Source organism: Devosia sp. SL43 (genome assembly GCF_021729885.1).
In the GTDB taxonomy this organism is placed as follows: domain Bacteria; phylum Pseudomonadota; class Alphaproteobacteria; order Rhizobiales; family Devosiaceae; genus Devosia.
The window spans coordinates 146,916-160,850 of the sequence record NZ_CP063401.1; the positions used below are offsets into that span (position 1 = coordinate 146,916).

At 55.8% G+C, this 13,935-nt stretch carries 11 protein-coding genes; 1 reads left to right on the plus strand and 10 read right to left on the minus strand.

What is annotated here, in order from left to right; all coding sequences use genetic code 11:
- Positions 1–16: 16 nt before the first annotated feature.
- The 6 genes from rfbC to IM737_RS00760 all read right to left on the minus strand — a co-directional run bounded on the left by rfbC (position 17) and on the right by IM737_RS00760 (position 6,158).
- A complete protein-coding gene (gene rfbC / locus IM737_RS00735) occupies positions 17–574 on the minus strand; it encodes a dTDP-4-dehydrorhamnose 3,5-epimerase (RefSeq protein ID WP_236897567.1) in 558 nt (185 codons plus the stop codon).
- Positions 575–646: 72 nt separating this feature from the next.
- Positions 647–1,540 carry a glycosyltransferase family 2 protein gene (locus tag IM737_RS00740; protein ID WP_236897568.1) on the minus strand — a complete coding sequence of 298 codons (894 nt, stop codon included), beginning with the start codon at positions 1,538–1,540 and terminating at the stop codon, positions 647–649.
- Positions 1,527–2,393, minus strand: a complete 867-nt coding sequence (locus IM737_RS00745; RefSeq protein WP_236897569.1) for a glycosyltransferase family 2 protein — start codon at positions 2,391–2,393, stop codon at positions 1,527–1,529. Before IM737_RS00745 ends, IM737_RS00740 begins: the two co-directional genes overlap by 14 nt.
- Before the next feature lie 57 nt (positions 2,394–2,450).
- Positions 2,451–4,565, minus strand: coding sequence for a glycosyltransferase family 2 protein (locus tag IM737_RS00750; RefSeq protein ID WP_236897570.1), 2,115 nt, complete (start codon positions 4,563–4,565; stop codon positions 2,451–2,453).
- Between the two features lie 56 nt (positions 4,566–4,621).
- Positions 4,622–5,197: an ABC transporter ATP-binding protein gene (locus IM737_RS00755; RefSeq protein WP_442874184.1), complete on the minus strand. Its 576-nt coding sequence runs from the start codon at positions 5,195–5,197 to the stop codon at positions 4,622–4,624.
- A 145-nt stretch (positions 5,198–5,342) separates the two neighbouring features.
- Positions 5,343–6,158, minus strand: a complete 816-nt coding sequence (locus IM737_RS00760) for an ABC transporter permease (RefSeq protein ID WP_236897572.1) — start codon at positions 6,156–6,158, stop codon at positions 5,343–5,345.
- A gap of 262 nt (positions 6,159–6,420) precedes the next feature.
- Here IM737_RS00760 and IM737_RS00765 point away from each other — a divergent pair, with 262 nt between their 5' ends.
- Positions 6,421–8,319: a polysaccharide biosynthesis protein gene (locus IM737_RS00765; RefSeq protein ID WP_236897574.1), complete on the plus strand. Its 1,899-nt coding sequence runs from the start codon at positions 6,421–6,423 to the stop codon at positions 8,317–8,319.
- Here the strand turns inward: IM737_RS00765 and IM737_RS00770 are convergent.
- From IM737_RS00770 to IM737_RS00785, 4 genes are all read right to left on the minus strand, one after another.
- Positions 8,316–9,170 (minus strand): hypothetical protein, encoded by an 855-nt coding sequence (locus IM737_RS00770; protein ID WP_236897575.1) that lies wholly within the window; start codon positions 9,168–9,170, stop codon positions 8,316–8,318. The genes IM737_RS00765 and IM737_RS00770 overlap by 4 nt on opposite strands.
- A 231-nt stretch (positions 9,171–9,401) precedes the next feature.
- Complete coding sequence (locus IM737_RS00775; RefSeq protein WP_236897577.1) at positions 9,402–9,740, minus strand: hypothetical protein; 339 nt, start codon at positions 9,738–9,740, stop codon at positions 9,402–9,404.
- Positions 9,741–9,897: 157 nt separating this feature from the next.
- Positions 9,898–12,423 (minus strand): YfhO family protein, encoded by a 2,526-nt coding sequence (locus IM737_RS00780; protein WP_236897579.1) that lies wholly within the window; start codon positions 12,421–12,423, stop codon positions 9,898–9,900.
- A gap of 32 nt (positions 12,424–12,455) precedes the next feature.
- The gene (locus tag IM737_RS00785; RefSeq protein WP_236897580.1) at positions 12,456–13,844 is read right to left on the minus strand and encodes a UDP-glucose dehydrogenase family protein; all 1,389 of its coding nucleotides are present in this window, start codon (positions 13,842–13,844) and stop codon (positions 12,456–12,458) included.
- Between the last annotated feature and the right edge of the window lie 91 nt (positions 13,845–13,935).

Consider the following 13,935-nt stretch of genomic DNA (forward strand, 5'->3'; position numbering starts at 1 on the left):
TTATAAATCCCGAACCCTAAAACCGAAAGTACTGGCCAAGACTGGAAAGTGTTGGTTGTTTCCTGTCTTTGCCCGATAGCGTATTTGCATCTGCAACCGAAGGCCAAGATACCGCGATCTGTGGATCATCCCATGCGAGGCCGAGATCGTTATCTGTACTGTATCCGGCAGTCACTTTGTAGCAGAGGACTGAGTCTGCGCTCAACGTGCAGAAGCCGTGAGCAAAGCCTGCGGGTATCCAAAGCTGGTTACCCTTTTCCGGGGACAGTTCTACAGAAATCCACTGGCCATACGTTGGCGATCCGACTCTGATATCCACTGCGACATCGTAGATAAGACCGGCGAGGCACCGAACCAGCTTTCCCTGGGCATATGGTTCGGACTGAAAGTGCAATCCTCTAACCGTGCCAGTTGTTCTGCTCAGGGATTGGTTTTCTTGCACGAAGTCGACATCTGCGACGTTTGTGCGAAACCAGTCATCCTTGAATATCTCGGAGAAATAGCCACGGGCATCTTCATGCCTCTTTGGGATAATCTCTGCCACGTCTTGTAGGGCGTGCCTGATAATTTCCATTGTGCAACTCTCCGCATACCAGCGTCAACGCCCCGCAATTGCGCCCCTCTAGACCGGATTGAAAAGCACACGTCAAGCCGAGCGAGGCTTAATCTCTGGGCCTAGACTCGACAGGAGAGCAACGGCGGCGAAATGACACCACACGCCAATGGTCACTAGCCACATCATTGGGCGAGGGTATGTGTGTTCGTAGAATTTCTTGTAGAAGCGCAGCATGCCGCGATGCTTGTGCAACTCGACAAAGACTTTGGTCGCCCCTCCGCTGGCGCCCTTTACGTGGGACACTATCGCATTTGGCACAAATATGACCTTCCACCCTGCCAAGGCGAAGCGCTTGCACAGGTCCAAATCCTCGCAGTGAAGAAAGTATCCTTCGTCCCAGGGGCCTACATCCTCCATTGCCTCTGTCTTGATGAGCATACAGGCGCCAGAAATTGCATCGACCGAGACTGGCCCGGTTGGCAAAGGCTCGGTACTGGCTCGATCCTGGTGGTGGTGGAGCCCTAACCGTTCCAACCAGTAGCGAATGCCAAAGAGCTGCTTGAACGCATCGACTGGCGTCGGAAATCTCCGGCGGCCGCCGCGCTGTTCACTGCCATCGGTGTTCTGAAGGTAACCGCCGACCATGCCTACTTTAGCATCTGACCGCAGCGCAGCAAGCAACCGCTCCAAAGCGGCACCATCAACCTTGCAGTCGGGGTTCAGAAAAAGGAGGTTTGGGGCCACGCTGGATTTGACGCCCACGTTGCATCCAGCAGCAAAACCCAAATTCTTGCCGTTGCGAATGATCGTCAGGTACGGGTTGGTATTGGCGTTCGCAAGATCTTCGATGCTACCGTCAGTAGAACCGTTGTCGGAGACGATAACGCGCCCGGCGCCAGCGGCGAACGCCGACTGCACCGACGCACCCAGCAAGGGTCCTGCATTAAAATTGACGATGATGACGTCTATGTCAGCGGTCTTCATATTTTCCCATCTTGCCGACAAAACCGTCCCGGAGACCTTGAGCAATCATGCGCCATTGTGAAAATGGCGGCTTGCCAAACACGGCCACAAAACCCAGCCGAAGGAGCAGTTTTGGACCACGCGCCACTTTCCACCTTATCGGTAGCCAGGGTTGGCGCCACAGCCAGACTGAATTTCGAAAGAGGTAGTAGTGGCGCAGTGGCGGATGGATTGCGTATCGCTGTCCAAAGGCCTCAATGGGGCGGTCGCCGAGCTCGTGATCGAGCGTTGTGGTGAAAGTCCCATAACTCAAAAGCCCATGTTGATGTTCCGCCCGGAGACTCCATTCCGTGTCGACATAGTCGATAAACAGCTCGGCTCTCATCCCGCCAACGCGGTCCAGGGCTTGCATGGGAATCAGGCAGCCAGATGCAATGAGATGGTCGACAACGACTGTCTCACCGACCTCACGTGTTTGCAGTGACGATGACCATCCATGGGTGCGGAGAAAACGAGACGGCTTCCCCAGGCGCTGGTCAATATATGCCGGCCCAATGGCGGCCACCAGCTCACCGGCTAGTCGCTTCTGCTCCGCTATGGCCACTAGGGTAGAAATCATGCCCGGGGGTGGCAGACTATCTTGGTCAAACAGGATGACATAGTCGCATCCTTGTTTGCGGGCCTCGTGGATTGCTAGGTTCTGCGCCTGCGCAATTCCGACATTCTCGCGCAATGAAATGCAAAGCGTGCCGCGCCCCAAGGCAGCTGCGGGGTCGTGCTCCGAACCATTGTCGACGACTATTCCACCATCAACCTGGCCCGCCAGAGCTGCGAGCAAATCTCGCAGCTTCGGCAGGTTGGGGTTGAATGTCACTATTAGAGCGACAACGGTTGGTCTCACCCTTGGCCTACTTGGAAGAAGCCAGCGCCCTCACGTCCCAGCAGCAGGGTCAAAAACTGGCACCGCAGGTGGCCAGGCGAGCGTGTAGTTTGCATGGGCTTTATCAAGATTGGGATTGTACGCAAAGTCATGAGATAGGGCGGTCGCCCATCGTTCCTGCATGTACTTGATTTCGGCCTGGAAGCGCACCTGTTTTTCAGGGGTATTTTCGGCGCCTCGAGTCAAAGATTCATGGTGGTATAGCTCAGCCTGAGGCGTCCAGACATTTCGATACCCAGCCTCCATAAGCCTGAGGCAAAAATCAACATCATTGAATGCGACTGTCAGATTGACTTCATCCAATCCACCAACCTGTTGGTAAGCTGACTTTCTCACTACCAGGCATGCTGCGGTCACTGCACTGAAGGACTGAATGAGCATAGCCTTCGAGAAGTAGCCCGGAAAGTGGCGAGGTATGCGCAAGTGGACGTGGTCAGCAATACCGTTCACACCGACCACAATTCCCGCATGCTGTACGGTGTCGTTGCCATAATATAGCTTTGCGCCGACGGCGCCGACACCCTCCTGCAGGGCTATCGAGACCATTTCGGAAAGCCAATCCGGGCTGATGACTTGCACGTCATCGTTGACCAGAGCCACCAGCTCACCACGTGCCTGCGCAACTGCTTGGTTGTTTATCCGTGAATAGTTGAACGGAGCCGAGTCTCGAATGAGTCTGACGTAGGGGTGGACAGAAATTTCGTCCAGGTAGGCGAGGCTAGCTGCCTCATCCGACCCATTGTCCACGATTAAGATTTCGAAGTTGGTGTAGGTGGTCAGCTCGAGAATGCTCTCGACGCATCGGGCAAGGTGCTTGTGGCCATTCCGCGTGGGAATGATGATGCTGACCTTGGGCAGCGTTGCGGGCAGATCGTACACCGCTATGAACGACCCCAGTTGAGGAATGAATTTAGCACTTGCTGCGATCTTTGCTCGGCCGAAATGGTCATTGAGTGCCCTTTCGGCCGCCACATAGGCATAGGGCTTTGCAGTTTGGCCATTTGCCGAGGTGCTTTGGGGATGAATGCGCCAGTGGTACAGAATACGAGGAACGTGGACGATCTGGCTCGAGCTTATCCGTTCACAGGCCCGCAAGGCCAGATCCCAGTCCTGCGAACCATGCAGACCCTCACGAAAGCCCCCAATGTCGACAAGCAGCCTCCGATTGTACACCCCAAGGTGTGATACCATGTTGTGTGACAAGAACAGGTCATAGTTCCAGTCGGACTTGAAGTAAGGTTGGCACCGGATGCCGCTGTCGGTGATCTTGTCCTCGTCCGTATAGAAGATCATCCCGTCGGGGTGCCGGTTTATCGCTTCTACGATATAGAAGAGGGCATGATCAGGCAGCGTGTCGTCGTGGTCCAAAAGTGCAACGTAGTCGCCCTCCGCGATCTCGAGTCCAGAGTTGCTAGCGGCGCAAATGTGTCCGTTTGTCGTGCGGAGCACGATCTTAATGCGAGAATCCTGTGCGGCCCACCTGGCCAGCGCCTCTCTGACGCCAGGAGCCGTTGACAGGTCGTCAGCAATGCACAGTTCCCAATTGGGATAAATCTGGTCTTGAACCGATCTTATGGCCTCTTCCAGATGCCGCAGGTCAGGATTAAACGTGGGCATCACAACCGAAACGAGCGGTCTGCGGGCGAAGTTCTCCGCCGCCTTGAGAAGCGCCTCTCGCCTCGCCACACTTGGCCTATCGTAAAGCTCAATCCACCTGGCGTAGTCCTCGTCGTTTACCCCTACTGTCAAGCCGTGTTCCACGGCGCCTAGTCTGAACCACAGTCCGGCCAGGCCTTCAGATTTGGCGATCCGCAGTGCCGCCAAGAGAGATCCTAGCACGCCCTTTCGGCGCACCGCGGCCAGCGCCCTCGATATGCTGGCCCCAATCGACTTCACTCTCGTGAGCGACATTCTTAGCGGCCGGGTCCAGCGCCAAATGGTAGACAAGCGAATGGCATCGTAATCTTGGATCGCTTGGTCTCGCATATCCTCGAGAGCCACGGCCCTTGCCTTTAGGCGCGCATGTTCCGTGTGAAGTTTCGCGTATCTTGCGGCCAAAGTTTCGGATTCCGCATTGACGTCGCGATTTACTGGATTATCCGCCATGTTGGAAGTCGAATTTGAGTATGCCATGTGCACCAAGTGAAATTGTGTTGGTACTATTAGCCATTGAATCTGACGTCTTCTATGATCTTGCCGTGGGACATGCTGATACGTCTATTGCATAAACTCTCGATGATAGACTCTGAGTGACTAGCGAGCATAACGATTGACGTTCTATTGATCAGGTCGTCAATCCTCTGTTGGGCGCGCTTCACAAATGTGGCGTCTCCGGCCCCAATGCCTTCGTCAATCAGCAAAATATCGTTATGCGCAGCAGTCGAGATGGCAAAAGCGAGACGTGCCGCCATGCCGGCGGAGTAGGTCTTGACCGGAAGTTGCAGAAAGTCACCAAGCTGCGAGAACTCTGAAATGTCTTCTATCTGGTCTTCGATCTGCTTCTTGGTGAGACCCAAGACATAGCCGCGGAGGTAGATATTTTCAGTCCCTGTGGATTCAGGATCCATACCCGCGTTGGGATTGAGCAGGGTGCCGACTGATCCGTTTATCTCAATTCGTCCACCCGACGGCTTGTAAATGCCTGACAGAATGCGGAGCAGCGTAGTCTTGCCGGAGCCATTGTGTCCAACGAGCCCTATACGATCTCCCGCCTTTACCTCCAGCGAGAGGTCGTCGATAGCGCGAACAGTTACGGCTTCGTCTTCCCTCGAAACGAGCCTGCCACCTGTGGCCTGAGAAAGTACCCTCATCTTCAGCGAACGGGACCTGGCACCATAGATCCGGAAGTCGGCTGTTAGGTTCGAAATAGAAATATGCGACATTCTAGATCCAATAAGGAATGCGAGATTTAGAGCGACCGTAAAGCCAGATGGCGACAGCCCAGCCAATCACGGCCATGGTGGTGGCTATCGCCCATGATGAGAGGCCAACTTCATGCCCCAAAAGCGGTGCGCGGACGACCTCAAGCAGATGGTAAAGTGGATTAAGCGAGACAAAGGCAGGCCGGGTCGGCATTGACGCGGTGGACCAGACGACGGGGGTTGCGAAGAACAGTACCTGGATGGCGTTCGTTATGACCTGAGGAATGTCCCGAAAACGGGTGGATAATATGCCAATGACCAACCCTATCCAGGCGATGTTAGCCAGAAAAATGACGAAGCCTGGGATAAACCACAAAAAACTGGCGGAAGCCGTATGTATGTAGAAAATGTATACCACCACGTATATGGCCATGTTGTGGGCAAAGATGATCAGGTTACGAGTGATCATCTGGTAAAAATGGGAGCTCGTCGGCAAAGGAACGTCGCGGATATAACTTGCGGCGGAAATAAAAACGTTGGTACCGTCATTGATCACTGAGGTAAAAAGACCCCAGAATATCAGACCGGTAGCGAGATATGGAATCAGGACTTCACTGCCCTGGTTCAGCACTCCTCCAAACACCATGCCAAGGGTGATGACCAGTATGCCCATGCTCAGGGTGATCCAGAACGGACCCAGAATCGACCGCTTGAAGCGTTGTCGAATCTCGTGCCAGGCAAAGTGCACCCATTGTTCGTAGCCTACCAAACCAGCTTTTAGGTCATCCAGGCCGTCGGAGAGCTTGCTCTCGGACGTGATAACAACGTGACTACTCAACGTGGACTCCTGATCGCGTTTGGCACTGTTGCCTGTAAGACGCGGCGTATGCCTGAACAGGCGGGGTGCTAGCACAAGTCGCAACGGTTGTCGCTATCCCAGCGGGGCAGTCTATTGTGGTCAGCTGTCGCAAGGACCACAAGCCATCGACGGGTGGCAGGCCGTTTCGCTTCCAATTTGTCATTTGAGGCGCTATGGATTTCGACCTGCAATCTGGGCCTTCTCGCAGAGGGGACGGCAGGTAAACAGGCAATGGATACTGATGTTTGAGCCGATAAGAAGCTGGCTGGGTGGTCTTCCTCGTCCTGCCAAGCGCATTGTGCTGGTGGTATTCGATGCATTAGTGTTGGCCGCTGCTGTCTGGGCCAGTTATACGCTACGTTACGGCACTTTTTTTGTTCCGCGGCAGCAGCAATGGATTGTCATTGCTATCGCGCCCATTGTTGCGATCCCGATTTTCATTCGGATGGGGCTCTATCGTGCAGTAATCCGCTATCTTCCGGAGCGCGCGATCTGGACGATGCTGCAGGCGATGACCTTTGCCGCCCTGGGCTGGGTGCTGGTCGTGTTTCTCACCGAGATGGCCGGGAATGGCATTGTTCCGCGCTCAGTGCCGTTGTTCTACTGGATGGTCGGAGGAACTCTGATCATCGGTAGCCGCTTTGCCGCCAAGCGCTTCATCTGGGCTCCACCTGAAGAGCAGTTGAAAAGCGGGCAAATCGTGATCTATGGCGCTGGCGAAGCCGGGTCACAACTGGCCGTTGCTTTGCGTTCGCAGGGGCGACGCCTGATCGCTGGGTTCATTGATGACGACAAGTCGTTGCATGGTCGTGACATTGCCGGTCAGCGCGTTCATTCGCCGGCTTATTTGCCGGAGCTGATTGCCAATTATGGCGTTCAGGAGGTGATCCTTTCCATGCCGTCCATAACCTCGGAAAAGCGGCGGCAGATCGTCACCAACCTGACCCGCTATCCAATAAAGATCCGGACGCTTCCCCACATCGCGGATTTGCTGACCGGGAAGTATCTGGTCAATCAGATTCGAGAGATCGACATTGACGAATTGCTGGGCCGCTCTTCTGTGCCGGCACAAGCTGAGTTGCTTGGAGAAATGATCCGCGACCGCGCAATTCTGGTCACCGGGGCAGGTGGGTCGATCGGTTCGGAACTCTGTCGCCTCATCGCGCGCTGGTCGCCGACCGTCTTGGTGTTGTTCGAACAGAACGAGTTCGCTTTGTACAATGTGCACCGCGAGCTGTCCGATACCTTGGGTGCCAAAGCCGTGCCTGTACTCGGCTCGATCGGCGATGCGGGGGCTCTGTCCCGCGCGATAGCAGAGCACGGGATCGAAGTCGTGTTCCATGCGGCTGCGCATAAGCACGTGCCAATGGTTGAGGCCAATGCGCTGGAAGGCATGCGGAACAACGTGTTTGGTTCGCTGGCAGTGACCCGGATAGCGTTCGAGACAGGCGTGCGCGATTTCGTGCTGATCTCGTCGGATAAGGCCGTGCGGCCTACCAACGTAATGGGAGCGACCAAGCGCTGGGCCGAACTGATCATGCGCCACTATGCGCAGCGCGCCGTGGAGGCGGGCACGGGCCAAAAATTCAGCGCGGTGCGGTTTGGCAATGTGCTGGGGTCCAACGGTTCAGTGGTGCCGCTGTTTGAGGAGCAGATCGCCCGTGGCGGGCCCGTGACCCTCACTCATCCAGAAATGACCCGCTATTTCATGTCGATCCATGAGGCGGCGGAGCTCATCGTGCAGGCCGGTGCACTAGCCGAGGGTGGGGACATTTTCCTGCTTGAGATGGGCGCCCCGGTCAAGATTTCTGACCTCGCGCGCAACATGATTCAACTCGCAGGGCAGACGGTGCGCGACGCGGCCAACCCTGGTGGCAGTATCGAGATCGTCACGGTGGGCAGCCGACCGGGCGAGAAGATGTTCGAGGAGCTCTTTTACGATGCGGCCAGTGCGCGGCCGACGCGGCATCCCAAGATCATGACTGCTATTGGTCGTGGCGAAGTTCGGGAACTGCCCGCAGCGCTCAACCTGCTTGAGCAGTCCATAGCGGCGCAGGACGAAGCGGCGGCGCGGGAACAGCTTTTCGCCCTGATCGCGGACTCCGCACCCAGGCCTGTTGAGCCCGCACCTGTCGGCTAGGCTCCCACCTCGTTGGCGCCACCTGCATTGGCGCGGAGGGAATGGGCAACCAGCGGGACATAGGTCAACAGCACCAGCCACCAGCTCCAGATCGGCAGTTGCTGGGCCGCCCATGCGAGGGGGAAGGTCCAGAACAATGTAAGCCCGCTATAGACCAGGGTTACGCGGCGGTGCCCCCAGACCCTCGACAGCTGCTGATAGGCATGCCGGCGATGGGCGTGCCAGGGACGTTCACCACGCAGCAGGCGCCGCAGAAGCGTTACCGTGGCATCAGTTACGAACACTGCCGGCAGGATCAGCCAGGGTTGGTAGGCCGTTTGGCCTTCGACAATCGTGCTGATGGCAACCCCAAAAATGAGTAGGGCGAGTGCATTGGAGCCTGCGTCACCCATGAAAATTTTGGCGGGTGGCCAGTTGCGCAGCAGGAAGCCACCGGTGGCAGCAGCGCCTGCCAGCGCGAGCCAGAAGGCCGAAAAGTCTGCGGCGGCGGGGTTGCCGAGCCACCAGATGGCGCTGCCACCTAACAGCAGCAAGATCGCCTGGCTGCCGGCGATGCCATCAATGCCATCCATGAAGTTAAAGAGGTTGAGCCACCAAAGGCCCACCAGCAACACGATGATGAAGAGCAGTGGGCCCGCGAGTGCCAAACCAAGTGGTAGCGCGATGCCGGGCAGCGGCCCGCTTGTCCAAAGCAAGGTCGAGAAAACCACAGCCTGAATCGGAAAGCGAAGGGCGGGCGACAGATCGAACAAATCGTCAGCAAATCCGAGCGATGCAATGCACATTGCCAAGATGGTGATGGTCCATAGTTCGCCATGACCAGTCAGAGCCAAGGCGGTCGCCGCAAGCACCGAGGCAAGCGCAATGGCGAGGCCGCCGCCGCGTGGCGTTGGCCGAGTATGCGAGGAGCGCGCGTTGGGTGCTTGAACCAGCCCAAGGCGATCAGCGTGGCGCTCGATGAGGAGGGTGCCAAGCCAGCTGATGAGCAAGGCAGCAATGATCACTGTAGGGTGCACGACGGCTCGGGGGGTTTTGTCTCTGCTTCTGCGTAGCGTCAAATTGCGCTCGCAGGAAGTGTCAGGTCACTGGAGGCCAGATAGAGGCGCAACCGTTCTCGCTGTCATGTGAACGGAGATGCCCGCAAGTCGCCACAGTTGTTGCCGCTTTAATGGCATATGAAAGGTGCGGAAATGAACCTTGATTGGCATCGCCTTACGCGACCGCAACGTGTCGCACTTCTCGCCTTGCGGCGATGTGGCCCCCGCGATCTCACCACCAAACTCGGCGAGCAACTGCGAGTGTTGGGCTTGGCCGATCTGCTTACCATTGGAGGATATTGCGTCAGTCCCCTTGGTCAGGCAGTCGCCCCAGATTTCGTACAGCCAAAATAGCCCACGTTCATCAATGGCCCGGCCGGCCATTGTCGGCGGTCTGACAAGGCGAGACGGACCGGCTCACGTGCAATAGTGCCCGGACCTCCCAGACTGCTCCCATAGGTTACTCTCTCGCACCCCGCGTGGACGCAACAAAGCCTCCTCCTTAGAGTTCAACCCCAATCTGGGACATAGGTGCTGAGGGTCAAAAGCCGCTTGCAGCTTTGCGCAAACTCTTTCTTTCAACCAAGTGCCAACCAATCAGCATGGTCGCAAACAGTATTGCTCCGCAAAGGCTGAGTAGCAGCATCCTTAAAAAGCCCGCGGGAGCGTAGTAGAACCTGACATCACTGGGACCACTGACCGCCACTGCGGGGAAGAACTCGAGAAAGCGGTCTATTTTGGCTGGCTGCCCGTTGACAGTGACTAGCCAGTCCTTATTTACGCGAATTGGCAGAGCGATCCAACCACTCTCCGCTCCGTCATATCTCACTGCAACATCGTCTGGTGCGAACGAAACAAGTTCAACTGGCTGGTAGTTTGCGATCGGATGGCCTTCCAAGCGTGAAAGATAATAGGCCGAGCCGGTAACTGCAGGGTTCTCAATCACTGCTATGCCTGGTTCCAGTGACATGATGGGCTGTGTCGGCAGTGTCCGCGGTGGCGAAACAAGGCGCAACTTCGGCGCCCCGGCAACCTCCTGGTTCCCTACGCGGTACGTCTTGCCGTTGGCACTGGTAAAGGTCCAGACGCTGAGTTGCTTTGAACTATCTGGGCGGTCCATAGAGAGTACGTATCTAAAAGTTCCCGCGCTAAGCAAGATCGGCCCGTCGAAATCAAATGTTGCATAGGCGTTGTCGCTCACCGCTTCGGGGGCAAGACGTGCCAAGCCTACCAGCTCATCTTCACGGTAGAGGCTAAGTGTCAGCGCCGATGGCGACATCGGCTCTCGATATGTAGCGAGAAGTATCTGCACTTGCTTCACCGTTGCAGCTGTATCTAGCGTCAGCTCTCCCCGCAGTTCGCCAAGATTCAGTGGAATTGATGCGGCGTGGCCGGCACCTTTTGTTTCGAAGAAATGCATACTCAAGCACTCCTCCCCGATTAGGAAAAAGCGAACCGCTGCGTAGGTGGGGATGCTGCTTGAAAAATTTACACCGCCACAAGCGATATTCGTTGAAGTCGGCGAAGCTCTATATTCTGCGGCGATATCGGCGAGCAATGGGAGTTGTTGAACGGTCCGGAAGCCATGAGCGAACAATTCGGGCAATCCGTAGTTTGTCAGGACCCCCGATATCAAAAAGCTCCCATCCGCAACAACACTTTGCCCAGGCAGTAAGTTGTCCTGGGCGTATTTGATAGACGGCGTAGTCGGAAAATACGCCTCAATTGGTGGTTTCGCGTTGAGCATTCCAAATTGCAAAGCCAATTGCGTGGCTTGGATGGCCACGACCGTTACATAAGATCCTGCCCACCATAGATTGATGCCTGAACTCTTCGCTTTTTGCTGACTAAGCGCGATCAAATAAGAAGAAAGCACAGCCAGCACCAAACCCACCAAAAGAGCCGCTCGACTCCAGGGGTTGTTGCTAAAACCAGGAATTGCCCGAACTACCCCGGCTGGAGCAAATCCGTAAGCAGTGCACAGGACGAAAAGACCTATCAGAATGCCGAAGAGCGCGAACCTATTGTGGAAGCGCACGGAAAAAAAGCATGCGCCTGCAGCAAGCACGGCCGCAATCGTTCCAGCCGAGAAGGTGCGCTCCACACCTAGCCGATTGACAAAATCGAGACCAAACAGATTGACGAGATGAGATGCGTCCAAGCCGGTCCCACCGGCCCTGTACGACAGGTCAGTATCCTCGAGTATGGCCGATATTTGCATAATGGCGGGCAACGCAACTAGAAGCCCCACTATTCCGGCTGCGCTGGTTGAGATGGTAAGGGCAAATAGGCGACGGCTTGGTCCTGTTCGGGCCAGGTCAGAAACAAACAAGACCGCACCTAGAATGGACGCGCAGATCGCCCCGAGTAGTGCAACGAATGGAAACCCAGCCAGCCCCATTAGCGCAACGGAGGCCGCGAACAGGAGTACCCAGCGCAATTTTCCCGACTGCCAGTAACGCAGCTGCGAGGCTAGGACCCATGGAATTAGGGCGCTGGTAGTTAGATGGGGCCAATGGGTCCAAGCCAAATTGAAGCCACAAAACGCGAAAACCAGTGCTCCGAAAACGGCTGCCGCCTTGCTCTCGAACATAAAAAGCAGCAGCAGGTAGGCACCAACTGCAGCCAATAGAAAATTTGCAATAGTTGCAAGAGTATATCCGACGGCTTCATTGGGTGTGATCGCGAAGATCAAGAAGGGAATGGAAAGCCCCTCATATATAGGAGCCTGAATGCCAGGCGCGCCCAATTGATGGAGTGGATTCCAAAGGGGCATATGACCTCTGCGCAGTTCCTCCCTGAAGTACCGCCAGTTGGGCAAGCGGTGATCCAATGCATCTGAGCGCTCGGGGTTTACCAGCGGCGTACTGATCCCGGCATTTGCCCATCCAGGGTAGGCTAGCAGCAGGTCCATTGGTGCCAGCGTTTGCCTAAACGGATTGACCCCAATGATCAAAAGAACCAATAAAATCAGCGCGGCAGTTGGTACAATAGTTTTCCGCGTCCACCCAACGATTGAAATAGCGGGAACTGCTTCAGCACTATCGACTTCTCCCGGCACGCCCATCGCCCAACCCGCTTCTCTGCAATACTATAAAATTACTTCGAGCCTGAGCGGTGATCGGAACGTCCGCCCACATTGGCGCCTCTATAGAGACTGGATGAATCGCCACGCCCCACCGCATAGTATAGTAGGCCGTGCTCCCGAAGGGCGGTGGGTTCATACAGATTGCGACCGTCCACTATAATTGGGTGCTTCAGAGTTGATTTCAGCCAGTCAAAGTCGACTATTCGGAACTGTTTCCATTCGGTGCAGATAGCGAGCGCATCTGCACCCTGCACGGCGTCCTCTTGACTATCGAGGATGGTGACGCCAGCTTTGTTTGCAAAGATTTCGCGGGCTATTTCTGTCGACTTCGGATCATACGCCCTCACCTGGGCCCCAAGTGCCGTCAGGCCTTCGATAAGCACCCGGCTGGGCGCTTCACGCATGTCGTCGGTATTTGGCTTAAAGGCCAAACCCCATACGGCCACAGTGCGATTTTTCAGGTCACCGTCAAATATCTGTTCCAGCTTACGGAGCAGGAGCGTCTTTTGTATTTCGTTTGTACGCTCGACTGCACTGATCAGCGGTACCTCAAGGCCGACATTTTCTGCCGTGTGGATAAGGGCGCGCACATCCTTGGGGAAGCACGACCCACCATAGCCGGCGCCTGGATAAATGAAATGAAAGCCGATCCTGGGATCAGAGCCGATGCCGAGGCGGACCTGCTCTACGTCAGTGCCCAACCGCTCAGCGATATTGGCAATCTCATTGATCAGGCTGATCCTAGTCGCGAGCATTGTATTGGCTGCATATTTTGTGAGTTCAGCTGCGCGAACATCCATGAACATCAGCTTGTCGTGGTTCCGGTTGTAGGGTGCGTAGCACTCCTGCATTGCTTGGCGCACGCGCTCGGAATCTGTGCCGACAATGATGCGGGCGGCCCTAGTGAAGTCGTCGATGGCGCTTCCTTCTTTGAGAAACTCAGGGTTTGAGCACACATCGAAGTCTATGCTTTCGCCCCTCAGGCGTAGCGCTTCACCGATTTGCCACGCAACTCTGTCCCCGGTCCCAACTGGCACCGTGGATTTGTTGACCACAACCTTGTAGCGGTCCATGTGTTCGCCGATCGTGTCAGCAACGGTGAGCACGTACTTCAAATCTGCTGATCCGTCTTCGCCAGGCGGAGTGCCAACGGCGATGAAGATAATGTCACCGAACCGGCATCCAGCTTCGGCGTCAGTGCTGAACACAAGCCGTCCGGCCTCCCTGTTCCGTTCTACTAGCTGCTCGATACCGGGCTCATAGATCGGCATGTCACCCCGATTGAGTTCCGCAATCTTATGCTCGTCGGCGTCGACGCATTGGACGATGTGACCGACATCAGCCAAACAAGCGCCTGTTACGAGGCCGACGTAGCCGGAGCCAAAAACCGAAATTCGCATAAAGGCAACTCACTGGAGTATTTGTCGACTTCGAGAAGCGTCGGTATCGACATGCTTCACTTGAAAGTTATATGATGCTTTGGACACACAT